The organism is Sphingomonas sp. R1, assembly GCF_025960285.1.
GTDB lineage: Bacteria > Pseudomonadota > Alphaproteobacteria > Sphingomonadales > Sphingomonadaceae > Sphingomonas.
In genome coordinates, this window is record NZ_CP110111.1 from 2,624,770 (window position 1) to 2,649,502 (window position 24,733).

General features: G+C 68.5%; 26 protein-coding genes. 15 read left to right on the forward strand and 11 right to left on the reverse strand.

Going from position 1 to position 24,733, the window contains the following annotated elements; translation table 11 throughout:
• Positions 1-3 precede the first annotated feature (3 nt).
• From OIM94_RS12565 to OIM94_RS12575, 3 genes are all read right to left on the reverse strand, one after another.
• The gene (locus tag OIM94_RS12565; RefSeq protein WP_264607056.1) at positions 4-537 is read right to left on the reverse strand and encodes a SixA phosphatase family protein; all 534 of its coding nucleotides are present in this window, start codon (positions 535-537) and stop codon (positions 4-6) included.
• Positions 534-3,260, reverse strand: coding sequence for an ATP-dependent DNA helicase (locus OIM94_RS12570; protein WP_264607057.1), 2,727 nt, complete (start codon positions 3,258-3,260; stop codon positions 534-536). The genes OIM94_RS12565 and OIM94_RS12570 overlap by 4 nt, the downstream gene beginning before the upstream one ends.
• 65 nt (positions 3,261-3,325) lie before the next feature.
• Complete coding sequence (locus tag OIM94_RS12575; protein ID WP_264607058.1) at positions 3,326-3,511, reverse strand: DUF4169 family protein; 186 nt, start codon at positions 3,509-3,511, stop codon at positions 3,326-3,328.
• Between the two features lie 62 nt (positions 3,512-3,573).
• Between OIM94_RS12575 and ssb the strand changes: the two genes are divergently transcribed.
• Complete coding sequence (gene ssb / locus OIM94_RS12580; protein WP_264607059.1) at positions 3,574-4,155, forward strand: single-stranded DNA-binding protein; 582 nt, start codon at positions 3,574-3,576, stop codon at positions 4,153-4,155.
• Between the two features lie 10 nt (positions 4,156-4,165).
• On the opposite strand, the gene OIM94_RS12585 is transcribed toward ssb, so the two are convergent.
• Complete coding sequence (locus OIM94_RS12585; RefSeq protein ID WP_264607060.1) at positions 4,166-5,830, reverse strand: hypothetical protein; 1,665 nt, start codon at positions 5,828-5,830, stop codon at positions 4,166-4,168.
• Positions 5,831-5,970: 140 nt separating this feature from the next.
• On the opposite strand from OIM94_RS12585, the gene OIM94_RS12590 reads away from it, so the two are divergent.
• On the forward strand, positions 5,971-6,435 hold the full coding sequence (locus OIM94_RS12590; RefSeq protein WP_264607061.1) for a hypothetical protein: 465 nt from the start codon (positions 5,971-5,973) through the stop codon (positions 6,433-6,435).
• 2 nt (positions 6,436-6,437) lie between these two features.
• On the opposite strand, the gene OIM94_RS12595 is transcribed toward OIM94_RS12590, so the two are convergent.
• Entirely contained in the window at positions 6,438-6,734 is a 297-nt protein-coding gene (locus tag OIM94_RS12595; protein WP_264607062.1) for a hypothetical protein, read from the reverse strand.
• 87 nt (positions 6,735-6,821) lie between these two features.
• Positions 6,822-7,655: a pantoate--beta-alanine ligase gene (gene panC, locus OIM94_RS12600; RefSeq protein WP_264607063.1), complete on the reverse strand. Its 834-nt coding sequence runs from the start codon at positions 7,653-7,655 to the stop codon at positions 6,822-6,824.
• A gap of 80 nt (positions 7,656-7,735) precedes the next feature.
• Between panC and OIM94_RS12605 the strand changes: the two genes are divergently transcribed.
• The 3 genes from OIM94_RS12605 (at position 7,736) to pgmG (ending at position 10,319) form a co-directional block, all read left to right on the forward strand.
• Positions 7,736-8,530, forward strand: coding sequence for a division plane positioning ATPase MipZ (locus OIM94_RS12605; protein WP_264607065.1), 795 nt, complete (start codon positions 7,736-7,738; stop codon positions 8,528-8,530).
• On the forward strand, positions 8,530-8,793 hold the full coding sequence (locus OIM94_RS12610) for a J domain-containing protein (protein ID WP_264607066.1): 264 nt from the start codon (positions 8,530-8,532) through the stop codon (positions 8,791-8,793). Before OIM94_RS12605 ends, OIM94_RS12610 begins: the two co-directional genes overlap by 1 nt.
• 137 nt (positions 8,794-8,930) lie before the next feature.
• Positions 8,931-10,319 (forward strand): phosphoglucomutase/phosphomannomutase PgmG, encoded by a 1,389-nt coding sequence (pgmG, locus tag OIM94_RS12615; RefSeq protein ID WP_264607067.1) that lies wholly within the window; start codon positions 8,931-8,933, stop codon positions 10,317-10,319.
• A gap of 193 nt (positions 10,320-10,512) precedes the next feature.
• Here pgmG and OIM94_RS12620 read toward each other — a convergent pair whose 3' ends face one another.
• From OIM94_RS12620 to metX, 3 genes are read right to left on the reverse strand one after another with little or no spacing between them, the layout of a single operon-like run.
• Complete coding sequence (locus OIM94_RS12620; protein WP_264607068.1) at positions 10,513-11,376, reverse strand: pirin family protein; 864 nt, start codon at positions 11,374-11,376, stop codon at positions 10,513-10,515.
• Positions 11,373-11,966, reverse strand: coding sequence for a methionine biosynthesis protein MetW (metW, locus tag OIM94_RS12625; protein ID WP_264607069.1), 594 nt, complete (start codon positions 11,964-11,966; stop codon positions 11,373-11,375). Before metW ends, OIM94_RS12620 begins: the two co-directional genes overlap by 4 nt.
• Entirely contained in the window at positions 11,963-13,087 is a 1,125-nt protein-coding gene (metX, locus tag OIM94_RS12630; RefSeq protein ID WP_264607070.1) for a homoserine O-acetyltransferase MetX, read from the reverse strand. The genes metW and metX overlap by 4 nt, the downstream gene beginning before the upstream one ends.
• A 90-nt stretch (positions 13,088-13,177) precedes the next feature.
• Here metX and hisC point away from each other — a divergent pair, with 90 nt between their 5' ends.
• Both hisC and OIM94_RS12640 read left to right on the forward strand, forming a co-directional pair.
• Positions 13,178-14,272, forward strand: a complete 1,095-nt coding sequence (gene hisC, locus OIM94_RS12635) for a histidinol-phosphate transaminase (RefSeq protein ID WP_264607071.1) — start codon at positions 13,178-13,180, stop codon at positions 14,270-14,272.
• Positions 14,272-15,180 carry a prephenate/arogenate dehydrogenase family protein gene (locus OIM94_RS12640; RefSeq protein WP_264607072.1) on the forward strand — a complete coding sequence of 303 codons (909 nt, stop codon included), beginning with the start codon at positions 14,272-14,274 and terminating at the stop codon, positions 15,178-15,180. Before hisC ends, OIM94_RS12640 begins: the two co-directional genes overlap by 1 nt.
• Positions 15,181-15,334: 154 nt before the next feature.
• On the opposite strand, the gene OIM94_RS12645 is transcribed toward OIM94_RS12640, so the two are convergent.
• Positions 15,335-15,571: a hypothetical protein gene (locus tag OIM94_RS12645; protein ID WP_264607074.1), complete on the reverse strand. Its 237-nt coding sequence runs from the start codon at positions 15,569-15,571 to the stop codon at positions 15,335-15,337.
• A gap of 90 nt (positions 15,572-15,661) precedes the next feature.
• Here OIM94_RS12645 and OIM94_RS12650 point away from each other — a divergent pair, with 90 nt between their 5' ends.
• From OIM94_RS12650 to OIM94_RS12660, 3 genes are all read left to right on the forward strand, one after another.
• Positions 15,662-17,482 (forward strand): ABCB family ABC transporter ATP-binding protein/permease, encoded by a 1,821-nt coding sequence (locus tag OIM94_RS12650; RefSeq protein WP_264607075.1) that lies wholly within the window; start codon positions 15,662-15,664, stop codon positions 17,480-17,482.
• A gap of 87 nt (positions 17,483-17,569) precedes the next feature.
• On the forward strand, positions 17,570-18,439 hold the full coding sequence (locus OIM94_RS12655; RefSeq protein ID WP_264607076.1) for a hypothetical protein: 870 nt from the start codon (positions 17,570-17,572) through the stop codon (positions 18,437-18,439).
• 52 nt (positions 18,440-18,491) lie between these two features.
• A complete protein-coding gene (locus OIM94_RS12660) occupies positions 18,492-19,430 on the forward strand; it encodes an alpha/beta fold hydrolase (RefSeq protein WP_264607077.1) in 939 nt (312 codons plus the stop codon).
• Between the two features lie 2 nt (positions 19,431-19,432).
• Here OIM94_RS12660 and OIM94_RS12665 read toward each other — a convergent pair whose 3' ends face one another.
• Positions 19,433-20,014, reverse strand: coding sequence for a TlpA family protein disulfide reductase (locus OIM94_RS12665; RefSeq protein WP_264607078.1), 582 nt, complete (start codon positions 20,012-20,014; stop codon positions 19,433-19,435).
• Between OIM94_RS12665 and argH the strand changes: the two genes are divergently transcribed.
• The 5 genes from argH to OIM94_RS12690 are packed head-to-tail and all read left to right on the forward strand — an operon-like array spanning position 20,013 to position 24,624.
• On the forward strand, positions 20,013-21,389 hold the full coding sequence (argH, locus tag OIM94_RS12670; RefSeq protein WP_264607079.1) for an argininosuccinate lyase: 1,377 nt from the start codon (positions 20,013-20,015) through the stop codon (positions 21,387-21,389). The two genes, OIM94_RS12665 and argH, sit on opposite strands and share 2 nt — an antisense overlap.
• Positions 21,386-21,631 carry a hypothetical protein gene (locus tag OIM94_RS12675; protein WP_264607080.1) on the forward strand — a complete coding sequence of 82 codons (246 nt, stop codon included), beginning with the start codon at positions 21,386-21,388 and terminating at the stop codon, positions 21,629-21,631. The genes argH and OIM94_RS12675 overlap by 4 nt, the downstream gene beginning before the upstream one ends.
• A gap of 34 nt (positions 21,632-21,665) precedes the next feature.
• On the forward strand, positions 21,666-22,925 hold the full coding sequence (gene lysA / locus OIM94_RS12680) for a diaminopimelate decarboxylase (protein ID WP_264607081.1): 1,260 nt from the start codon (positions 21,666-21,668) through the stop codon (positions 22,923-22,925).
• Positions 22,922-23,677 carry a bifunctional precorrin-2 dehydrogenase/sirohydrochlorin ferrochelatase gene (locus tag OIM94_RS12685; RefSeq protein WP_264607082.1) on the forward strand — a complete coding sequence of 252 codons (756 nt, stop codon included), beginning with the start codon at positions 22,922-22,924 and terminating at the stop codon, positions 23,675-23,677. The genes lysA and OIM94_RS12685 overlap by 4 nt, the downstream gene beginning before the upstream one ends.
• Complete coding sequence (locus OIM94_RS12690; protein ID WP_264607083.1) at positions 23,674-24,624, forward strand: zinc transporter ZntB; 951 nt, start codon at positions 23,674-23,676, stop codon at positions 24,622-24,624. Before OIM94_RS12685 ends, OIM94_RS12690 begins: the two co-directional genes overlap by 4 nt.
• Positions 24,625-24,733 lie beyond the last annotated feature (109 nt).

The following is a 24,733-nucleotide window of genomic DNA, read 5'->3' on the forward strand; positions in this document are numbered from 1 at the left end:
GCCTCAGGCGTCCGGGCCCAGGCTCGGATCCAGATCGCGCGGGCGCACGAACCGGACGAGTTCGGCGCTCGCGTGCGGCACATCCCGCCATGATGCGACATCGAAGCGAAGCTCGGCGAGCGTCGCCGTGGGGAATTTGCGCGCCACCTCTTCGCGCAGCGGGCCGTCCGCAGTCACGCGGTCGAGCACGAGGTCCTCAAGGCCGGGATTGTGCCCGGAGAGCAGCACCACCTCGGCGGCATCGGGCAGTTCCTCGATGGCGTCGAGCAGGGTTGGCACCGAGGCGAGATAGAGTTTCTGGTCCCATTCAGGGGCGATGGCTGCACCATAGCCGTGCGAGACATGCCCCAGCGTTTCCTTCACCCGCACCGCCGGCGAGGCGATGGCATGGTCGAAGCGGAGGCCCTGATCGCGCAGATAGCGGCCCATCGCCACCGCGGCGCGCTGGCCCTTGGGATTGAGCGGCCGATCGAAATCGCGCGCGACCGGATCGTCCCAACCGGACTTGGCGTGGCGGAGGACGAGAAGGGTCTTCATGCTTCCCCGATATGGACGCTGGCGGTTTCGCCCGCCTCATGCCGCAAGCCGGGGCCCAAGGAAAGCCGAACCCGCTCGACGGCCTGATCGAGTGTCGTGCGGGTGATCCGCGTCCCCGCCGGAAACGCATCGAGCAGCCGCGAGGGGGTGGCAGCGGAGAGCAGCACGAAGGCGCCGCGATCGTCGGCGCGGCGGATCAGCCGGCCGAACGCCTGGGCGAGCCGGGCGCGGACGATGCGGTCGTCATAGGCGGATCCGCCGCCTGCCAGACGCCGGGCGGCGTGCAGCACGCTCGGCTTGGGCCAGGGGACACCCTCCATCACCACTAGCCGAAGCGAATCGCCGGGTACGTCGACCCCGTCGCGCAGCGCATCGGTGCCGATCAGCGAGGCGCGCGGATCGTCGCGGAAGATGTCGACCAGCGTGCCGGTATCGATCGGGTCGACATGCTGGGCGAGCAGGGGGAGGCCGTCGCGCGCCAGCCGGTCGGCGATGCGGGCATGGACCGCCCGCAGGCGCCGGATTGCGGTGAACAGCCCCAGCGTACCGCCGCCGGCCGCCGCGATCAGCCGGGCATAGGCATTGGCAAGCGCGGGCAGGTCGCCGCGCTTGACGTCGGTGACGATCAGCACCTCGGCCTGGTTGGGATAGTCGAACGGGCTTTTCGCCTCGAAGCGCTGCGCGGGGCGGAGCAGATGTGTGCTGCCCGAGCGCGCCTCGGCCACGTCCCAGTCGCCACCGGCGCGCAGTGTCGCCGAGGTGACGAGCACCCCGTGTGCGGGCTCGAGCACCGTCTTGGCGAGCGGCCTGGCGGGATCGAGCCAGTGGCGATGCAGGCCGATGTCGAACTCGCGGCCCTCGACGCGGTCGATGGCCAGCCAGTCGACGAATTCGGGATCGGCGGGGCCGCCGATCCGCGCGATCAGCGCAAGCCAGGCGCCGACGGTATCGACGCGCCAGCCGAGCGAGGCGATCGCGCCCTCGATGCGAGCGCGGGCCGGGCCGTCCATCCAGTCGGGCGCTTCCGCCAGTACCGCCTCGAGCCGGCGACCGAGCACGACCATGGGACGGAGCAGCGCATCGAGCGCGGCAGTGGCGTTGGCCGCCGCCTCGACCAGCGCGGCATCTGGCTCGGTGAGTTCGGTTTCCAGGCCATAGCCGGCGTCGGCCGAGCCATTGGCGTCGCGGGCATAGACCAAGCCGCGTACAGCAGCGAGCAGCGCTTCGATCGGCCCGAACGGCTCGCCTTCGTTCAGCCGCTGCAGCCAGCCGTCGCTCGGCAGCGCGCGCGCGGCATCGACCGCTTCGGAAATCGCGCGGCCACCGGCATCGTCATAGCTGGCGACGTCGGACAGGCGGGCGGCGAGGCCCCGGCGCCGACCGCGCGAGCCGGACTCCGGGCCGGTCAGCCAGCGGCGCAGCTCGATCGCTTCCTGCCCGGTCAGCGCGACCGAGAACATCGCGTCGGCGGCGTCGAACAGGTGGTGGCCCTCGTCGAACACATAGCGGGTGGGCCGCGTCTGGTTCTCGCGGCCGCGCGCGGCGTTGACCATCACCAGCGCATGGTTGGCGATGACGATATCGGCATCGGCGCTGGCCCGGGCGGCGCGCTCGATGAAGCATTTCCGGTAATGCGGGCAGCCGGCATAGATGCACTCGCCGCGCCGATCGGTGAGCGCGGTCGAGCCGTTGCGGCGGAAGAGTGTGGGCAGCCAGCCGGGCAGGTCGCCGCCGACCATGTCGCCGTCCGCGGTGTACGCCGCCCAGCGCGCGACCAGTTGTGCGAGGATCGCGGCGCGCCCGGCGAATCCGCCCTGCAGCGCATCCTCCAGGTTGAGCAGGCAGACGTAGTTCTCGCGGCCCTTGCGGGTGACGATGCGGGCGCGGCGCTGGACGGGATCGGGGAACAGCCGCTCGCCCTCGTTGCCGAGCTGGCGTTGCAGCGCCTTGGTGAAGGTGGAGACCCAAACCGGCCCGCCGGATTGCTCGGCCCAGAGCGAGGCCGGGGCGAGATAGCCGAGCGTCTTGCCGATGCCGGTGCCCGCCTCGGCCAGCACCATGTTGGGCGTGTCCGGCATGCTGCGCGGCGCGAAGGCTTGTGCCGCCGCGTCCGCATAGTGACGCTGGCCCTCGCGACGCTCGGCGGTGGCGCCGGTCAGCCGGGCAAGGCGCTCGGCAACCTGTGCGGGGTCGAGCGTGATCGTGCGCGGGGCGGGGCGGGGGGCGCTTTCCTCCCATTCGGGCAGCTTGGAGAACAGCCAGCGTTCGGCGCGCTCGGGTTTTGTGATGCGCTGGCCGAGCACCGCTGACCAGGGCCAGCGCAGCCGGCCGAGCGATTGCAGACCGTGCCAGGCGCCTTCCCGCTCGGGCCAGTCGCCTTCGGGCAGGGCGAGCAGTGCCGCGGCAGCGTCGCGCAGGAAGGCGGCGACGTGCGCGTCGTCCTTGGGCGGTTCGAGGCCGCAGGTGCGGGCAAGGCCCTTGGGCGTCGGGACCATGAAGCGGGCGGGGCGGAGAAAGGCGAACAGCTCGAGCAGGTCCAGCCCGCTCAGCTCCGGGTGCCCCAGCCGCTGGCCGACCAGGGGCGCGTTGAGCAGCAGCACCGGCGTGTCGGCGGCGATGCGGATCGCCTCGCCGCGGCTCAGTCCGCGCGTCCCCTCGGCCGTAGCGATCCACACGCCGGAATGGCTGGCGTGGAGGGCGGGATAGGGAAGCGGCGGGTGCATCGGACTGGTCCCGCTTGTACACGATGCGTTCCGCTTTGACAGCGGGAATGCGGTGGGCCGAAGGTTCAGTCCTCCGGCGTCTCGCGCCTGGCCTGGTCGAGCGTGCGGACCTTGCGTTCGGCCTCCGCAGCGTCGCGCGCCTTTTCCGCCTTGGTGCGACCGAAGCGGGCGCGGTTGGCCTCGGCTTCGGCCTTGGCAGTCGCTTTCGCTCTCGCTTTTCGCGCTTTGTTCAGGTTAAGGATCTCGGCCATATTTGAGTCTTTCTAGCGCCCCTGCGTGCGGGCGCGCCATCGTATATCGGAGTTTTTGCAGCATGGCGGGCAGCGTCAACAAGGTGATCCTCGTCGGCAATCTGGGGCGCGACCCCGAGAGCCGGGCGTTCCAGAATGGCGGCAAGGTGGTCGAGCTGCGCATCGCCACCTCGGAGAGCTGGAAGGATCGCAACAGCGGCGAGCGCAAGGAAAAGACCGAGTGGCACACGGTGAAGATCTTCTCCGAAGGTCTTGCCAATGTCGCCGAGCGCTATCTGCGCAAGGGCAGCAAGGTCTATCTCGAAGGCCAGCTGCAGACCCGCAAGTGGCAGGACCAGAGCGGCGCGGATCGCTACTCCACCGAGATCGTGCTGCAGGGCTTCAACGCGCAGATGGTGCTGCTCGATGGTCCTGGCGGCGGCCAGGGCGGCGGCATGGGCGGCGGCCGTAGCAGCGGCGGCGGCGACGACTGGGGCGCGGACGATTCGTTCGGCGGCGGCGGCGGCGGCTTTGGCGGCGGCGCGCCCGCGGGTCGCGGCGGCAACAATTTCAACAGCGGCGGTCAGCGCAGCGGCGGTGCGGCAAGCGGCGGCGGCTTCGGCGGCGGCTTCCCGGACGATCTGGACGACGACGTGCCGTTCTGATCGGCCGATCTTAGCGGCCTGCGCCCGATGCGGGCGCGGCGCAGGGCCGCAACACCATGAGCGCCCGCTCCTCCCACCAGAAGAGCATGCGCGGCAACGGCATCGCGCAATAGGCGCCGCGATGCGCGGCCAGCCAGCGTGCCGGCCCCGAGGGGGCGAACAGCGGCAGCACCGGCACCACGAACCAGGCCCGTGCCCGCTCGGGCTCGCTGAGGCGATCCCACACGACATCGGGCCAGGTCGCGGTCGCCGGATTGAGCCAGAGCAGCACCGGCACCCTCGCCCCCAGCGCGGCGGCGACGCCAGGGCCGGTTCCCGACAGATCGACCAGCAGCGCGCCCGGCGCCTTTCCGCGCGCGCCGTTCAGGAAATCGGCGGTTTCGGCATCGACCAGCAGCCGGCTGCCGGTGATCGGATGCGTCGCCGGGATCTGCTGCGCGAACACCGAATCGGGCAGGCTATAGGGCGATTGTGCGGCGGCGAGCAGCAGCAGCGGCGGGGCGGCGATGCTCAGCACATAGGCGGCGGCCTGCCGCCAGCGGCGGGCATCCTCGCCCGCCAGCCGGAACAGCGCGAGCAGCGGGAACACCATGCTGAAATCGAGCTGTGCCCATTGGTTGTTGAAGGTGCCCAGCGCCACTGCGAAGGGGGCAGCGAGCAGCAGGCCGATCAGCAGCAGGTCACGTCGCGCGACGAGGCTCGCGTAGCCGGTTGCGATCAGAACCAGGGCGAGCCCGGTGAATTCGGGGATGCTGCCGTCCAGCGTCTCGGGCACGGTCGATGCCAGATAGGCCAGCGCGAGCGCGATGCCGCAATGGCCCGCCCCTGCCGACCAGCGCGTCCGCCGCCATGCCAGAACCGTCGCCGTCGCAACCAGCAGCGCCGCGCCGGTCAGTAGTGGCGGCACCGCCGCCCAGTCGCCCAGCACCTTGATCGGCAAATGCGTGGGGGTGTTGGGGAGCGCAAGGACATGCTGACTCGTCGCGATCCGCTGGAACAGCGCCGGGATCGCATGCAGCGGCAGGAAGAGGTGGATCAGCAGCGGCGTGAGCGCCAACGCGACGACGAGGTCGGCACTCCGCTTGCGATGATGGCGAAGCGCGGCCGCCGAAAGAAGGATCAGCAGCACACAGGCCAGTGCGAACAGCGGCGGTTTGGCGAATGCGGCAGCGCAGAGCCCTACCGCGAGGACGATGCATGCCGCACCCGCCGCTCGTCGCCGGTCCGTGCGCAAAAGGATCGCGAGTCCGGCCAGCACCAGCATCGCCCCGACATTGGCGATGGAGTTGTAGCTGGGCGTGATGATCCAGGGGAAATAGACGACAAGCGATGCCGCTGCGCCGAACAGGGCGAGGCGCAGTCGCTCTTCCCTGGCCGCCGCCAGTTGCGAGCCGAGCAGCGCCCCGGCGGCAAGGGTGATCGCGAAGCCCGCCAGCCGATAGCGCTGCACGTCCCCGTCCAGAAGCGCATAGAGCGGATGGAGCAGATAGCCGAACGGCTGGTAGAGGAGCGCATAGGCTTCGGGATCCCGTGCCCAGACGAGATAGAAGATCTCGTCGGTCAGATCGATTCCGCGGCCCGACCCGTAGACCAGCAATCCGCCGCAGAAGAGCAGCGCCAGCAGCGCGCCGAGCAGCGGCAGCGGCGTTGCGCGGTTCCCAGTCCGTTCGATCATGTCCCCCGAGCGCCGTGATGGTCTGTGGCAATCCACCAGCGCTAGACCAATGCCTGCCGGGCGTCAGCCGCTTTCATGGGACGGGAGCAAAGTCGCGGGTCCGCCGTTGCTGCCTGCGGACGAATCGCGCGGAGGGCAGGATGCGGAACAGGGGTACGGGCGGCTGGTCGGCGGGGGTGGCGCTGTTGCTGCTGGCCGCCTGTGGGCGCGGCGAAAAGACCACGGAGGATCCGGTTGGCCAGAATGTCGCCTCGGCGGCGGCGGCGGGCGTGCCGGCCAATGTTGCCGCCGCAATGGATTGCAGCAACACGCCCGATTTCGTGCCGGTCTATGCCGGGGCCACCACGCTCAGCTGTACCGCCGCGCCCGACGGGCTGGACGGGCGGCATGTCAGTGGCAACCTGGTGTATGAGGTCGATGCGCCCGAGAAGACGGTGCTCGGCTGGTCGCGGGCACAGGCCAATGCCGCGGGCCTCAAATATCGGCGGGAGACGCCGTACAGCTACGAGGCCGGTGAGGAGACCGCGCGGAGCCTGCGCGTGGTGGTCGATACCCATAACGGCCGCACCCGCGCAACGATCGGCTGGGGCCAGAAGGCCGAGTGACGTCAGGCTGCGCGGCTGTCCAGTCCGCGCAGCCAGGCACGCGCGGCCTTCTGCGCGGAAATGATTTCGCGCGCGGTCATGTCCTCGGCGATCTCGGCGCGGCAGGCCTGTGCCTCGCTGCTGCCGGTCATCGCGGCGATGTTGAACCATTTGTGCGCCTCGACCAGATCGATCGACACGCCTTCGGCGCCGCTGGAATAGACCACGCCCAGATCGAAACAGGCATCGGCGCTGCCCCGGGCGGCATCCCGCAGGCGGCTTTTAATCAGAAATCGGGCACTTCTTTCACTGTTCGCCATCGCGACATTCCCCGTTCGACTCCTTCGTTGAAGCCGAATTTGGGGGCGAACGGACAATAAAAGGTTAAGCGACTTAACTGTAGTTGTTCAGAGGACGGGAATATTGTCGATCAGCCGGGTGCCCCCGATCCGCGCGGCGGCGAGCAGCCGCATCGACTTGCCTTCGATCGGATCGCCGAGCGACTCGCCGTCGACCAGCGCGACATAGTCGACCTCGAAGCCCGCAGCCGTCAGCGTGTCGCGCGCCTGGTTGAGGGCTGCGTCGCGATCGCCGCCCTCGCCGATGGTCTTGGCGGCGGCGCCCAGCGCGCGCGGCAGCGCCACGGCACGGGCGCGATCCTCGGGCATCAGATAGGCGTTGCGGGAGGAGAGGGCGAGGCCGTCATCCTCGCGCTGGGTGGGTACGCCCTGGATCTCGATGGGCATGTCCAGATCCGCGACCATGCGGCGGATCACCTGGAGCTGCTGCCAGTCCTTCTCGCCGAACAGGGCGACATCCGGGCGCACCTGGTGGAACAGTTTCGACACGACGGTGGCGACGCCGTCGAAGTGGCCGGGCCGGTGCGCGCCGTCGAGCGGTTCGCTCACGCCCGACACGCGTACGCTGGTGGCAAAGCCGTGCGGGTACATGATCTCCGGCGTCGGCATCCACAGCAGGTCGGCGCCGGCATTGCTCAGCATTCGCGAATCGGCCTGTTCGCGACGCGGATACTTCGCCAAATCCTCATTTGGTCCGAACTGGATCGGATTGACGAAGATCGACACGATGACGCGGGACCCCGCGCGCTTGGCGGCTTCGACCAGCGCCATATGCCCGTCATGCAGCGCGCCCATGGTAGGGACGAAGGCCAGCCGGGCGCCTTCGCTGCGGAAGGCGTCCAGCGCCTTGCGAAGATCGTCGATCTGGCGAACGGTTTGCACGCTTGGGCACTTTCGATATGAACGGAAGCGGCGCCTTCTATGGGGGGGAGGCGGCGTGATCAAGTGAAGGAATTGCTGCGTTGAATCAGCCCGCTAAACGCCTGCATGTGCTGGTTTTTGCCAACGAAAAGGGCGGCACGGGCAAGTCGACCACCGCGGTGCACGCGGCGATCGCACTGGCATTCAAGGGCGCGCGCGTCGCCTGTTTCGATCTCGATCACCGCCAGCGGACGATGGGCCGCTATCTCGACAACCGCCTCGCCACCATCCGCCGCTCGGGCCGCGACCTGCCGATGCCGGTCTATGAAACGCATGACGGCGAAAGCATGGATTTCTTCACCGATACGCTGGATCGGCTGGGCGAGGGCGCCGACTTCCTGGTGATCGATACGCCGGGCCGCGACGACAAGTTCGCCCGCATCTCGGTCACCAATGCCGACACGCTGGTCACGCCGATGAACGACAGCTTCGTTGATTTCGACCTGATCGGCCAGGTGGATCCGGACAGCTTTCGGGTGACGCGCCCCAGCTTCTATTCCGAGATGATCTGGGAATCGCGCAAGCGCCGCGCCAAGGCGGACGGCGAGACGATCGACTGGGTGGTGCTGCGCAACCGCATGCAGCATATCGAGGCGCGCAACATGAAGCGCGTTTCCGAGGCGATCGATCAGCTTTCCAAGCGCGTCGGCTTTCGGGTGATCTCGGGCCTGTCGGAGCGCGTGATCTATCGCGAGCTCTTCCCGCAAGGACTTACCATGCTCGATTCGCGCGAATTCGGCGAGATGGGGCTGAGCCACGTCGCCGCGCGCCAGGAACTGCGCGAAATGATGGCCGGGCTTGCGCTGCCCGACGTCAACGCGCCGTTGTTCGCCTGATGGCGAAGCTGCTTCTTGCCGCGGCATTGCTCTACATCCTGTGGCGCTGGCTGCAGCCCAAGGCCAAGCCGCCGGTGACGCCGCCGCCCCGTCTGGGCGAGAGCGAGGCGCGGGCGATTTTGGGTGTGGACGCGGCGGCGGGTCCGGACGAGATCCGCGCGGCGCATCGCCGGCTCGTCTCGGCGCTGCATCCCGATCGTGGTGGATCGGCGGAACTTACCCGGCGGATCAATCTGGCGCGCGATACGTTGCTACGCGGCTGAGGTCCGTCCTCTTCACGTAACAATTGCCTGCAACCATGTTGCAGTGCAAAATATTAATCTATTCGTGTCGCAGGCGGCTTGAAACTTCGTTTCTAGTCGCGGAAGAGGCACGCATCTTTACCTTCGGGAGGGCATGAATGACGCACCGTTTCGATCCGACGTCGCTGCGCGAATACGACATCCGTGGAATCGTAGGGAAGACGCTGGGTCCGGATGACGCCCGCGCGATCGGCCGCGGCTTCGCGACGCTGCTGCGCCGCGCCGGCGGCCGCCGGGTCGCGGTTGGCCGCGACGGCCGCATCTCCTCGCCGATGCTCGAGGCTGCGCTGATCGAGGGCCTGACCCAGTCGGGCTGCGACGTGGTGCGCACCGGCATGGGCCCCACCCCGATGCTATATTACGCCGAGGCAACGCTGGAGGTGGATGGCGGCATCCAGATTACCGGCAGCCACAATCCCGGCAATTACAACGGCTTCAAGATGGTGTTCCAGCACCGCTCGTTCTTCGGCCAGGACATCCAGACGCTGGGCAAGATGGCGGCGGAAGGCGATTGGGAGGACGGCGACGGCTCCGAGACCGTGACCGACGCCGACATCGAGGACCTGTATGTCAGCCGCCTGATCGCCGGCTATGCGGGCGGTTCGTACAAGATCGGCTGGGACGCCGGCAACGGCGCCGCCGGTCCGGTGATCGAGAAGCTCGTCAAGCTGCTGCCCGGTGAACACCACACGCTGTTCACCGATGTGGACGGTAATTTCCCCAATCATCATCCTGATCCTACCGAGGAAAAGAACCTCGCCGATCTAAAGAAGCTCGTCGCGGAAAAGAATCTCGATTTCGGTCTCGCTTTTGACGGTGACGGCGATCGCCTGGGCGCGATCGATGGGCAGGGCCGGGTGGTGTGGGGCGATCAGCTCCTCTCGATCCTCGCCGAGCCGGTGCTGCGCGTCGATCCGGGCGCGACGATCATCGCCGACGTGAAGGCCAGCCAGGCGCTGTACGATCGCGTCGCCGAGCTCGGTGGCAACCCGGTGATGTGGAAGACCGGCCACAGCCTGATCAAGACCAAGATGAAGGAAACCGGCGCTCCGCTCGCGGGCGAGATGAGCGGCCACATCTTCTTCGCGCAGGACTATTACGGTTTCGACGACGCCCAGTATGCGGCGGTCCGCCTGATCCAGGCGGTGCATGTGATCGGCAAGTCGCTCACCCAGCTGAAGGACGAGATGCCGGCGATGGTCAACACGCCGGAGATGCGCTTCCAGGTCGACGAGAGCCGCAAGTTCCCGGTCGTCGAGGAAGTGCTCGATCGCCTCGAGGCGGATGGCGCCCAGGTCGACCGCACCGACGGCGCCCGCGTGAACACCGACGACGGCTGGTGGCTGCTGCGCGCGTCCAACACCCAGGACGTGCTGGTGGCGCGCGCCGAGGCAAAGGACCAGGCAGGCCTCGACCGGCTGATGGCGCAGATCGACGACCAGCTTGCCAAGAGCGGCATCGTCCGCGGCGAGCAGGCGGCGCATTGATCTGCTTTCCCTCTCCCCATCGGGGAGAGGGAGGGGGGGCTGACGTGGAAGTTTGGGGGAGGCTCTCGCAGCCTTCCCCCGTCATCCCCGCGAAAGCGGGGATCCATTGGTGCTAAAGCTGCGGTTCTATCCCCAGCGCCTAAGGCAATGCATTCCCGCCTTCGCGGGAATGACCATAAGGAGGCTGGGCTGGTTAGCCCGCCACGATTTCCGCCACGCCGAATGCCCCGCGCTGGTAATCGGCATAGGCCTGGTGGATTTCCTGGACCGTGTTCATCACGAACGGCCCATGGGCGACCACCGGCTCGGGGATCGGTGCGGCGTGGCCGAACAGGATCAGCGCTGGTTCGTCGGCGGTGAGCGTCAGCGTGTCGCCCGCCGAGAGGCTGGCGAGGTGCCAGTTCGGCAGCGATCGGTCCCCGATCTTCACGCTGCCGCGCACTGCGTAGAGGAACAGGTCGCGGTCTGCGAGGCCGTCGAAGGTTAGCATTGCGCCCGCTGCGAGCTCGGCCCAGCACAGGAACACGCCGGTGAGCGATTCGATCGAGCCGGTGCGGCCCTCAAACGCGCCCGAGACGAGGTGGACCGTCGCGCATTTGCCCGCGGCCACGCCCGGGAATGCCTCCGACTGCAGCCCGACATAGCGCGGCGCGGTCATCTTGAGCCGGCTCGGCAGGTTCACCCAAAGCTGGAGGATCTCCATCGGCCCGCCCGCCTGCTTGAACTCGGCGGGCGATACCTCGGCATGGACGATCCCGCGCCCGGCCGTCATCCACTGCACGCCGCCGGCGCGGATGATGCTCTCATGCCCCGCCGAGTCGGTGTGCGCGAGCGAGCCTTCGAGGATGAAGGTCACTGTTTCGAACCCGCGATGCGGGTGCGGACCGAAGGGCAGGCCGCGGTTGTTGGCCGGGTAGGTCTGCGGCCCGTGATGGTTGAGGAACAGGAAGGCGCCGATTTGCTCCAGCCCCGGGCCCGGCACCGGCCGGCGGGTTACCAGGTCGCCGATATCGTCGCGATATGCCGCATGGGTGGCAAGCAGGGTGACGGTGGTCATCGATCGTGCCTCAACAGGAAGACGGCGTGTTCGGCGAGCAGATTGGCCATGCCGGAGCCGGTCTGCTGATCGCCGGAGAGGAACCAAGCGCCCTCGATGGCAATGCCGCGTTCCTTCACCAGCGCGCGGAAATCGTCGACGGTGACATGGTGAATGTTGGGCGTCGCATACCAGGCGATCGGCAACAGCCGCGTGACCGGCATGCGGCCCCCGAACAGCAGCGATGCGCGTACCCGCCAATGGGCGAAATTGGGGAACGAAACGAAGGCATGGCGGCCGATCCGCAGCAGCTGGTCTAGCACCCAGTCCGGCCGGCGCGTCGTCTGCAGCGTCTGGCTGAGGATCGCATAGTCGAAGCTGTCGTCTGGATAATCGGCAAGGTCGGTGTCGGCGTCGCCCTGGATCACCGACAGGCCCTGGCCGACCGCCGCCGCCACGTTGATCGGATCGAGTTCCAGCCCGCGGGCGTCACAGCCCTGCTGGTCGCGCAGCGCCGCCATCAGCGCACCGTCGCCGCACCCGACGTCGAGGATGCGCGCGCCGCGATTTACGTGCGCGGCGATGATCGCGAGATCCGGGCGGAGCGTCATGCGCGGTCTCCTGCCGCAAGGAATCCGCCGATCACCCGGTCAAGCTCAGGGCTCTCAAGCAGGAACGCGTCATGGCCGAAGGGCGAACTGAGCTCCACGAAGCTCGCCGGTGCGCCCGCCGCATTGAGCGCATGGGCGATCGTCCGCGATTCGGCGGTGGGATAGAGCCAGTCGGTGTCGAAGCTGACCACGCAGAACCGCGCCTGGGATTGCCGGAAGGCGTGGGCGAGCAGGCCGCCATGCTCCTCGGCGAGGTCGAAATAATCGAGCGCCCGAGTGATGTAGAGATAGGAATTGGCATCGAACCGGTCGACAAAGGCCAGCCCCTGGTGGCGCAGATAGCTCTCCACCTGGAAATCGGCGTCGAAGCCGAAGGTCTTGGTTTCGCGGCCCTGGAGCTTGCGGCCGAACTTGGCGGTGAGGCCCGCCTCGGACAGATAGGTGATGTGCGCCGCCATCCGCGCGACCGCGAGCCCCGCGGCGGGCGGATCCTGCGCCTCGTAGTAGGCGCCGCCGCGCCACTTCGGGTCGGCCATGATCGCCTGGCGCCCGACTTCATGGAAGGCGATGTTCTGCGCGGAGTGCCGCGCCGCCGAGGCGATCACCACCGCGGCGCGGATGCGCTCGGGGAAGGTCGCCGCCCAGTTGAGCGCCTGCATGCCCCCCATCGATCCGCCGACCACCGCGAACAGGCGATCCACGCCTAGATGATCGAGCAGCATGGCTTGCGCGCGCACCATGTCGCGGATGGTGATGACCGGGAACTGCATCCCCCAGGGCTGGCCGGTGGCCGGATTGATCGTCGCGGGCCCCGAGGAACCGAGGCAGCTGCCGAGCACGTTCGAGCAGATCACGAACCAGCGATCGGTATCGATCGGCTTGCCCGGCCCCACCATCCGCGCCCACCAGCCGGGCTTGCCGGTGACGGGGTGCTCGGAGGCGAGATGCTGGTCACCGGTCAACGCGTGGCAGACCAGGATGGCGTTGCTGGCGTCGGCGTTCAGCGTGCCATAGGTCTCGTAGGCGATGTCGACCGGGGAGAACAGCACGCCGCCGTCGAGGCGCAGCGGCCCCGGCAGCGTTACCGAGCGGCGAAGGCCGAAACGCGGATCATCGGACATATCCGGCGGTTAGGCGCTGGGGCCCGCGCGTTCAAGCTTCCCCGCCGCACGGCTTGCCAATCGGCCGCCATTCCTTCAATCCCCCGCCCCATGAACGCACCCGTCCCCAAGCCCTGGGTGATGGCCATCGCCCCCTATGTCCCGGGCCGCGCCACCACCGATTCGGGCAAGCCCGCCGCCAAGCTCTCGTCCAACGAGAATCCGTTCGGCACGCCTCAGGCCGCGCGCGACGCCTATGCCGCCGCCGCGACCGAGCTGGAGCGCTATCCCGATGCCGGTGCGGTCGCGCTGCGCGAGGCGCTCGGCGCGCATTACGGGGTGGAGCCCGAGCGGATCGTCTACGGCACCGGGTCGGACGAGGTGCTGCACCTTGCCGCCGGCGCGTTTGCCGGGGTGGGCGACGAGATCATCTATGTCCGCTACGGCTTCGCGGTGTACGACATCGCGGCCCGCCGCGTCGGCGCGACGCCGGTGGTGGCGCCCGATCGCGACTATGCGACCGATGTCGACGCGATCCTCGCCTGCGTGACCGAGAAGACCAGGATCGTCTTCCTCGCGAATCCCAACAACCCGACCGGCACCTACACCGCGCGCGAAGAAGTCGCCCGGCTGCACGCCGCGCTGCCGAAGAGTGTGCTGCTGGTGCTCGACCAGGCGTACACCGAGTATCTCGCACCCGAGGATGACGATGGCGGCCTCGAGCTCGCCCGTACCCAGCCGAATGTGCTGGTGACGCGCACCTTCTCGAAGATCTTCGGCCTTGCCTCGGAGCGGGTCGGCTGGGGCTATGCGCATCCTGACATCATCGCCGCGATGCACCGCATCCGCGCGCCGTTCGCGTTCAGCATCGGCGCCGGCCGCGCCGCGATCGCCGCGCTGGCCGACAACGATTTCGTCGAGCACAGCCGCGTACACAATGCCAAGTGGCGCCAGTGGTTCGCTGACGAGATCGCGAGCATGGGCAACAAGGGCGTCCGCGCGGTGCCCTCCAAGGCGAACTTCCAGCTCGTCCTGTTCGAGGGCGAAGTGACCGGCGAACAGGCCTACAAGCACCTCATGGAGGACGGCTATATCGTCCGCTGGCTGCCCGGCCAGGGCCTGCCCCACGGCCTGCGCATCACCATCGGCACCGAGGAAGAGATCAAGGGCGTGGCCGCCTCGCTGCGCCGCTTGCTCGGCGCCTGATGCTGCCCTTCGCGCGCGTTACCATTCTAGGCCTCGGGCTGATCGGCTCCTCGATCGCCCGCGGCATCCGCCAGCACATGCCGAGCGTGCGGGTGACCGGTTATGACGCCGACCCGGCCGTGCGCGAGACGGCGGTGGCGATCGAGCTGTGCGACGACGTGGCCGACAACGCCGGCACCGCGGTGATCGACGCCGATCTCGTCATCCTGTGCGTGCCGGTTGGCGCGATGGGTGCCGTGGCGGCGGAGTTTGCCGCGGACCTGCCCGCCGAGGCGATCGTCAGCGATGTCGGCTCGTCCAAGCTGAGCGTGATCGAGGCGGTGCGCGACGCCTTGCCGAACGCGACCTTCATCCCGGCCCATCCGGTGGCGGGCACCGAAAATAGCGGGCCGACCGCAGGCTTCGCCTCGCTGTTCCATCATCGCTGGTGCATCGTAACACCCCCCGAGGGCAGCGATGCCCTCGCGGTGGAGCGGATCAGTGAGTTCTGGCGGCGGCTCGGCGCGATGGTCGAGACGATGGAGCCGGGGCACCATGACCGCGTCCTCGCGGTGACCAGCCATCTGCCGCACCTCATTGCCTACACGATCGTCGGCACCGCCTCCGACCTGGAGGAGGTCACCCAGTCCGAGGTGATCAAATATTCGGCCGGCGGCTTTCGCGACTTCACCCGCATCGCCGCGTCGGACCCGACGATGTGGCGCGATGTGTTCCTGAACAACCGCGAAGCGGTGCTCGACATGCTCCAGCGCTTCACCGAGGATCTGACCGCGCTCCAGCGCGCGATCCGCTGGGGCAAGGGCGACGAGCTGTTCGAGCTGTTCAGCCGCACCCGTGCGATCCGCCGCTCGATCATCGACCAGGGACAGGACGATGCGCGGCCGGACTTCGGGCGCTTGCACGAATAGGGTACGTGGCGCCGGGCATCGGCATCCATCCAGACCATCGTCATTCCCGCGAAGGCGGGAATCCATTGGCGCTGATGCCGTGGTTCCTTCCCCGAACGTCCTGGCAAATGGATCCCCGCCTTCGCGGGGATGACAACGGGTGGGGGCGCGGGCCTCAGCTCCCCGTCACCGGCTGCTGGGGCTCGCGCGACACCATCTGCTCGGTCCGACGCTGGCACGCCGCCTCCACGACGGGATAGTCGACATCGGTGGCGCGGCGAAGCGCTGCCTCCATGGCTTCCTGGCAGGCGGCCTGCGACGTATAGCGGGCGGGTTCCAGGCGAACCTGGCGACAGGCCTGCGCGTCGTCGCTGCAGCCCATGATCGCCAGCACGTAGAGCAGTTGGTCCATGGCAGATGACCTCCTGCCGCAAACAACGGACGGACCTCCGGGCTGTTCCCGTGGTTGCGTCGCGCGTGCCCGCGTCCCAGATTAGGGCGGATGCCTCCCGAAACCTCGTCCTCCAAGCTCGACCGGCCCATGCTCGGCACGATGAAGCGCTTCCTGCCGTATCTGTGGCCGCGCCATGCGCCGGGTCTGCGGGTGCGGATCGTGCTCGCGCTGCTGCTCGTGCTCTGCTCGAAGCTGGTGCAGGTTTACGGCGCGCCTTTCGCGCTGCAGGGGGCGATCGACCGGATGGCCTCGGGCCCGCGGGACGCGGTGTGGCTGATCGTCGCGCTGGTCACCGGCTATGCCGCCGCCCGGCTGGGCACGGTGCTGTTCGACAATCTGCGCAACGCGGTGTTCGAGCGGGTGGGGCAGGACGCGACCCGCCGGCTCGCCTCGGACGTGTTCCGCCATCTCCACCAGCTGTCCTTGCGCTTCCATCTCAACCGCCGCACCGGCGCGGTCACTAAGGTGGTCGAGCGCGGCACCAAGAGCATCGACACGATGCTCTACTTCCTGCTGTTCAACATCGCGCCGACCATCCTCGAGCTCGGCATGGTGCTGGGCATCTTCGGCACCCGCTTCGGCTGGTGGCTGGTGGCGGGCACGCTGGCGATGGTGGTCGTCTATATCGCTTTCACCCGCTGGGTGACCGACTGGCGCTCCAAGCTGCGCGAGCAGATGAACGATCTGGATACCGGCGCTGTGGCGCACGCGGTCGATTCGCTGCTCAACTTCGAGACGGTCAAATATTTCAACGCCGAAGCCCGCGAGAGCGCGCGCTACGACAAGGCGATGACGGCGTACATGAACGCTGCCGTCACCAGCGAGAACTCGCTCGCCTGGCTCAATATCGGGCAGGCGGTGATCACCAACCTGATGCTCGCCGCCGGCATGGCGCTGGTCGTGTTCGGCTGGTCCACCGGCCGCTTCACGCCGGGCGACGTGGTGCTGGTGTCGACGCTGCTCAGCCAGCTGTTCCGCCCGCTCGACATGCTCGGCTGGGTTTATCGCACGATCCGCCAGGGCGTGATCGACATGGGCGCGATGTTCGACCTGCTCGATACCGGCGCCGAGGTGAAGGACGCCGCCGATGCGCAGCCGCTCGCCGTCCAGCAGGGCCATGTGCGCTTCGAGGGCGTGCAGTTCGGCTATGACGCCGATCGCCAGATCCTGAAGGGCATCGATCTCGACATACCGGCTGGCGCGACTGTCGCGGTGGTTGGTCCCTCGGGGGCGGGCAAGTCGACGCTCGCGCGGCTGATGTACCGCTTCTACGACGTGACCGGCGGCCGCATCACCATCGACGGGCAGGACATTCGCGCGGTCACCCAGACCAGCCTGCGCGCCGCGATCGGTATCGTGCCGCAGGACACGGTGCTGTTCAACGAGACGATCGGCTACAACATCGCCTATGGCCGCGAGGGCGCGACCCCGGGAGAGATCGCCGAGGCGGTCCGCGGCGCCTCGATCGCGAATTTCATCCAGGCGCTGCCCGAGGGGCTCGACACGCGGGTGGGCGAGCGCGGTCTCAAGCTTTCCGGCGGCGAAAAGCAGCGCGTGGCGATCGCCCGCACGCTGGTGAAGAACCCGCCGATCCTGATCCTCGACGAGGCCACGAGCGCGCTCGACAGCCGCACCGAGGCGGACATCCAGGCGACGCTCGAATCGATCGAGCAGGGCCGCACCACCATCGTGATCGCGCACCGGCTGTCGACGGTGGTCCATGCCGACCGGATCATCGTGCTGGAGGCGGGTCGGGTGGTCGAACGGGGCACCCATGCCGAGCTGCTGCGTCAGGGCGGGATCTATGCCGAAATGTGGGCGCGGCAGGCGCAGGAGCGCGAGGAAGGCGAGGCACCGGTTGCGGAGTGATTTGCTACGAAGCGTTACATTCCATCGATGGACGGAGTTTGTTGGAAGCCATAGACTCGCCTGGTTCCTCGAATCGGAGCCTTGTCGATGCGCGTACTCGCCCTTGCCGCGATTGCGGCGGTACTTGCCTGCGTTACTCCCGCTTTCGCCCAGCCCACGTCCTCCGGACCACTCCGGATGCCGTGGCGCAGCCTGCTCGAATGGCAGCCCAAGCAGGGAACGGTCACCTATGCCAATGACGATCTCCAGCTGACCGTATCGGCAAGTGCGGCGGTGACTCCGGACCAGCAGGTTGCGGTGGTCACCGTCCGCCGGCCCGGCGTGGCGCCGGTCACGTTGCGCGGCCAGCCCGGGATCGGCTGGCGTTTCGGAATCGGCCGGGTGGATGCGAAGGTGCGGGCGCCCGCGGTCCTGCTCCAGAGCTTCACCGGCGGCGCGCATTGCTGCAGCGTGATCGATGTCGCCGTGCCCGAGGGCGCGGCCTATCGCGTGGTGCGGCTCACCCATCGCGGCGTCGATGGCAAGACGAGCCCTATGTTCGATGCCGCGCTGGACGAATTCCCGATCGACCTCACGGGTGACGGCATCGCGGATTTCGTCCTGACCGACGATGCGTTTCTCTACCGCTTCTCGAGCTATGCCGGCAGCGTTCCGCCGCCGCTCGTGCTGAACATCGTCGGCGGTCGCACCGTGGACGTGTCGAAGGCGCCGGGGCTTCGGCCATTGTTCGCTATGAAGATGGCGGAGGCCCGCGCCTATTGTGCCGAACCTGCATGGGAAAGGAATGAGCGGAATGGCGCCTGTGCGGGCTATGTCGCCGACGCGGCCCGGATCGGACAGTTCGACACGGCCTGGAAGGTGATGCTGGCGCACTATGACCGGCAGTCGAGCTGGAACAAGAAGCCGTTCCCCGCCGATCTCCGCGACTTCCTGCGCAGCCACGGCTATATCCGCTGACGGCACGCCGCGCTCGCCACGGCGTTGGAAGCCCGAGAGGAGACGTGGGCAGATGCTGATACCGTTCGGACTGGCAGGCGTGGGCGTACTCGGGCTGGCCGGATGGTCGGCTTGGGCGGGGCGCAAGGCGGAGGAGATGGTGCCCGTTGACGGGCGCTTCGTCGACGTGGCCGGCGCGCGGCTGCATGTGGTCGAGCTCGGCCCGAAAGAGGCGCAGGGTCCGGCGATCGTGATGATTCACGGGCTGATGGGGCAGCTGCGCAACTTCAGCCATTCGCTGACCCGGCATCTTGCGCAGGATCACCGGGTGATCCTGGTCGACCGGCCAGGCTGGGGGCATTCGCACCTCACCGGCGCGCGGCCGGATCTGGCCGGCCAGGCGCGGATGATCGCCGAGCTTATCGAGAGACTGGGGCTGGAGAAGCCGCTGGTCGTCGGCCATTCGATGGGCGGCGCGGTGGCGCTGGCGCTAGCCGTGGGGCATCCGGAGGTGCCGGGCGGCCTCGCGCTGATCGCGCCGTTGACGCAGGTAGTCGAGAATCCTCCGGCGGTGTTCCGGGGGCTGATGGCGCCGCCGGGCGTGCGCGAGTCAATCGCCTGGACGATTGCGGTGCCGATGGCGGTGGCGTTTGGCCCCCGCAACGCCGCCGCGGTGTTCGCGCCCGATCCGGTGCCGGCGGACTTCGCCACCGCCGGCGGCGGCGCGTTGGCGGCGCGGTCGCGGTCCTATCAGATGGGCAGCTTCGAGGTGCGGATGGCGCGCGATTCGATGCGCGCGCTGGTGCCGCATTATGGCGCGCTGCGGCTGCCGGTCGCGATCCTCTACGGGCGCGGCGATACGGTGCTCGATCCGGTGCTGCAGGGCGAACGAACCGCGGCGGAGATCCCCGGCGCGACGCTCAAGCTGATCGAGGGCGGGCACATGCTGCCCGTCACCCACGCGGCCGAAACCGAAGCCTGGCTGCGTGAGGTCCTCGGCCGGATCGGCTGAGCTTATTTCGCCTCGGCGATCAGCTTGGCCGCGGCGTCGCCCGCCCAGTCGAAGTCGCCAGAGACGCGCCACACTTCCTTGCCGGCCGAATCATAGAGGATCGTGGTCGGCAGGTTGGTGCCCATCTGCACGCTGAATGCGGTGTCCGTATCCAGATAGGGCTTCAGATGCTTGTAGCCGCGCCTCTCGAAGAACGGGCCGACGACCTCCATCCCCTTCAGGTCCTGGCTGAGCGGCAGCACGACGAGCGTGTCGCCCACCTTGCCCGCCAGCGTATCCAGCGTCGGCATTTCCTTGATGCACGGCACGCACCAGGTTGCCCACAAGTTGAGCAGCACCGGCTTGCCCTTGAAGGCGGCCAGCGTCGTCTTCTTGCCGGCAGAGTCGGTGAAGGCAATCGTCGGCGCCGCCTCGCCATGGTGGCTGCGGTCGACGGTGCCGCCCGGGGCGGGGGCGCTCGCATTGGCGGGTGCCGTTACGTTCGCTTGCTGTGACGGCTGCGATTGCTTATCGCACCCCGCAACTGCGAGGGCGCCCAGAAGGAGAAGACCGATCACCGAGCGCAAGGACAGCTCCAATTCCATGTGGGGAGGGCGCTTCGCCGAAGGCCCGTCCGCGGTGATGCGCGAGATAAACGCCTCCATCCCCTTCGACAAGCGGATGTGGCAGCAGGATTTGCGCGGCTCCAAGGCGCATGTCGCGATGCTGGGCCAGCAGGGGATCGTCGGGGCTGAAGATGCCGCCACGATCGGCGCGGGGCTCGACCAGGTCGCCGAGGAGTTCGCCGCGAACGGCGTGCCCGAGGATCTGGCGCTCGAAGACATCCACATGCTCTCCGAGAGCCGGCTGGCGGAAAAGATCGGCCCGGTCGCGGGTCGCCTCCACACCGCGCGCTCGCGCAACGACCAGGTCGCGACCGACTTCCGCCTCTGGGTGCGCGACGCGATCGACCAGGCCGATGCGGCGTTGGGCGCGCTGCAGGACGCGCTGCTCGCCCGCGCCGAGCAGCATGCCGACAGCGTGATGCCGGGCTTCACCCATCTCCAGGTCGCGCAGCCGGTGACGCTGGGCCATCATCTGATGGCCTATTTCGAGATGTTCGCGCGCGATCGCTCGCGCCTGAAGGACGCCCGCGCCCGCATGAACCTGTGCCCGCTGGGTTCGGCGGCGCTGGCCGGGACTGGCTTCAACCTCGATCGCGAGGCGACGGCCACGGCACTCGGCTTCGACGGCCCGACGCGCAACTCGCTCGATTCGGTGTCTGACCGCGACTTCGCGCTCGATTACCTAACCGCCGCGTCGCAGTGCAGCCTCCACCTCAGCCGCCTTGCCGAGGAATTCGTGATCTGGGCCAGCCAGCCCTTCGGGTTCGTCGCGCTTTCGGATCAATGGTCGACCGGCAGTTCGATCATGCCGCAGAAGCGCAACCCCGACGCGGCCGAGCTGGTCCGCGGGCATTCGGGCCGGATCAGCGGCGCGCTGGTCAGCCTGATGATGACGATGAAGGGGCTGCCGCTCGCCTATTCGAAGGATATGCAGGACGACAAGCCACCGGTGTTCGAGGCGCACGACCTTCTCGGCCTGAGCATCGCGGCGATGACCGGCATGGTCGACAGCGCGACCTTCCGGCTCGAGCGGATGCGCGCGGCGGCCGAAGCCGGCTTCTCGACCGCGACCGACCTTGCCGACTGGCTGGTGCGAGAGGGCGGCATCCCGTTCCGCGAGGCGCACCACATCACCGGCCGCGCCGTCGCCAAGGCGGAAGCGGAGGGTATCCGCCTCGATCAGCTCTCGATCGAGGCACTGAAGGAAATCGATGCGCGGATCGACAGCCGCGTGTACGACGTTCTCAGCGTCGACGCATCTGTGAACAGCCGGGTGAGCTTCGGCGGCACGGCACCGTCGCGCGTTCGTGCGGCGATAGCGGCGGCCCGCAAGGGTCGCGAGGAGGAAGCATGAGGAAGCGACTGCTGCTCGCCATTCCGGCCCTGGGGCTGGCACTGGGCGGCTGCGGCGTGCGCGAGGCGCTGGCGCCCGCGCCGGGGGCCTCGCTGCCGGTGGCGCCGTACGGCGCCGCGGTGACGCCCACGCCTCCCGACCTTCTCAAAGCGCGCGCCCAGACGCGCCCCTCGCGCAGCGACGACCTGATCCAGGCGTCCGAAGCGCGGCGGAGCGACGAGTTCGACCTGCCACCCAACTGATTTTGGCGGCCAATCGCGCCGCACCCAGAGGCCCATGACCGATTTCTCGATGATCGACGGCGAACTGCACGTCGAATCGCTGCCCCTCGCGCGCATCGCTGCCGAGGTGGGCACGCCCCTCTATGTCTATTCCACCGAACGCTTCCAGGCCAATGCCCGCGCCTTTCGCGACGCGCTGAAGCCGCTGGGACGCATCCACCTCGCCTTCGCGATCAAGGCCAATCCCAACCTCGCGGTGCTCAAGCTGCTGGCGAATGAGGGCTTCGGCGCCGATGTCGTCTCGGGCGGCGAGATGGCGCGCGCGCTGGCGGCGGGCGTCGCGCCCAAGGACATCGTCTTTTCGGGCGTCGGCAAGACCCGCCGTGAGCTGGTCAAGGGCCTGGAGGCCGGGATCGGCCAGTTCAACCTCGAGCTGGTCGAGGAAGGCGAAGTGCTGGCGGCGCTCGCCGCCGCGCGCGGGCTGACCGCGCGGGCGGCGCTGCGCGTGAACCCCGACGTCGATGCCGGCACGCACGAGAAGATCTCCACCGGCAAGGCGGAGAACAAGTTCGGCCTGCCGATCGGCGAGGCACCGGCGATCTTCGATCGTCTCGGCGATCTGCCCGGCCTCGATCTCCACGGCATCGCCGTCCATATCGGCAGCCAGCTGCTCGGCCTGGCGCCGCTGGAAGCCGCGTTCGAGCGCGTCGGCCGGCTGCTCGCCGAGCTGCGCGCGGGCGGCCACACCATCACCCATGTCGATCTGGGCGGCGGCCTGGGCGTCGCCTATCGCCCCGGCGAGGTGCCGCCGACGCCCGAGGCCTATGCCGAGATGGTCGCGCGGGTGACGAAGGGCTGGGACGTGGAACTGATGTTCGAGCCGGGCCGCACTATCGCCGGCAGCGCGGGCGTGCTCGTCACCGAAGTGCTGTGGGTGAAGCCGGGGCAGGTCCATCCCTGGGTAGTGGTCGATGCGGCGATGAACGATCTCGCCCGCGTGGCGCTGTACGATGCGTATCACGGCTTCGCGGCCGTAAAGCCGAGCGGCGAGCGCTTCGTCGCCAATGTCGCCGGGCCGGTGTGCGAGAGCACCGACGTGTTCGTGAAGGCGCGCGAGATCGATGCGGTACAGTCCGGCGACCTCGCCGTGCTGGAGACGGCGGGTGCGTACGGCGCGACCATGGCCAGCACCTATAACAGCCGCCCGCTGGTGCCCGAAGTGCTGGTGTCGGGCGATCGCTACGCCATCGTCGCCGGCCGCATCTCCGCCGAGGAGATCATGGCCGCCGAAGACGTGCCGGACTGGCTGAAGTGAGCCTCGCCGCGCTGCCCCTGTTCGTGAAGCTGGCGGGGCGGCCGGTGATTCTGGTCGGCGAGGGCGAGCCGGCGGACGCCAAGCGCCGCCTGCTCGACCGCGCCGGCGCGCAGGTGGTGGGCGAGGGCGACAGCGCCGCGCTCGCCATCGTCGCGCTGGACGAACCCGAGGGCGTGGTCGCGCGGCTCAAGGCGCGGGGCGTGCTGGTCAACTGCGTCGACCGGCCCGAGCTGTGCGACTTCACCCTGCCGGCGATCGTCGATCGCGACCCGGTGCTGATCGCGATCGGCACCGGCGGAGTTTCGGCAGGGCTGGCGGCGGCGCTGCGGCAGCGGCTGGAAGCCTTGCTGCCCGCGAGCCTCGGCGCGCTCGCCTGCGGACTCGGCCGGAGCCGCACGGCGATGAAGGTGCGCTGGCCCGATCCCGGTGCCCGTCGCCGAGCGCTGGCGGACGCGCTGGGCGAGGGCGGAATGCTCGATCTGCTGGCGGGCGACGGCGATGTTGATCGCTGGCTGGCTGAGGGCGCCGCACCCGAGGCGCAGCTGATCACCCTCCGCCTGACCTCGCCCGATCCCGAAGATCTCACCCTGCGTCACGCCCGGCTGCTTGCGCAGGCCGATCGGCTCTTCCATCTGGGTGACGTGCCCGACGCTATTCTCAACCGCGCGCGTGCCGATGCTGCGCGCATTCACGCCCGCCCCCCCGCCGATCCGGGCGAAGGCCTGTCGCTCTGGCTGGAGATGGCGGGTTGAGCGGGTTCGCCTATGTCGTGCACGAGGGGACCGTCGAGCAGCCGACGATGCGCGCCGCGCTGGGGCAGAATGGTGGACTGACCTGGATCCACCTCACCACCAATGACGAGCGGGCCCAGCTCTGGCTCGGCGGCGAGGCCAGGCTGTCCCCCTATGTCATCGATTCACTGACCGCGACCGAAACGCGCCCGCGCTGCGACGCGGTGGGCGACGGCGCGGTGATCAACCTGCGCGGGCTCTCCTCGGAAGCGACCACGGCGTCCGATCCGCTGGCCTCGATCCGCATCTATGCGATGGGCGGCTGCGTCTTCTCGGTGACGCGCAAGCATCTGAACGCGCTGCAGCCGGTCCGTGAGGAACTCGAGGCGGGCAAGATCCTCGATCCGGGCGACCTGATCGCCGCCTTTGCGCAGGCGATCACCGAGGAACTGGATCCGGTGGTCGCCGAGCTCGGGGACTCGCTCGACGATTGCGAGGAGCAGCTGTCCGCCCACCGCGCTTTCGAGCTGCGGCGGATGGTCAACAAGGTCCGGGTGCAGGCGATCGGCTATCGCCGCTTCCTCAATCCCCAGCGCGCGGCGATCGAGAAGCTGGCGGGCCTGCCGGGCGACTGGCTGCGCGAGGACGATCGGCTGCACCTCTCCGCCGCTGCGGATCGCGCCGCGCGCATGGCGGAAGAAGTGGAAAGCATTCGCGAGCGCGCCGCGCTGACCCACGAGACGCTCACTGACCTGCGCGGCGAATTGCTCGACCAGCGCTCGCTGATGATCGCCATCGTCGCGATGGTGTTCCTGCCGCTGACCTTCCTTACCGGTCTGCTCGGCATGAACGTGGACGGCATCCCCTTTGCGCACGAACCCTGGGCGTTCTGGGGTGTGGTGGGGGTCTGCGTCGCGATGTCGGCGGGAATCGCGGGCTATTTCGTGCACCGCCACTGGTTCGAGTAGGGGCCTGAGCCCGTCATCCCGGCGGAAGCCGGGATCCATTCGCTACTCCGTTGCAGTTGGAGCCGGGACGGTGACCCCCATGGATTCCCGCTTTCGCGGGAATGATGAA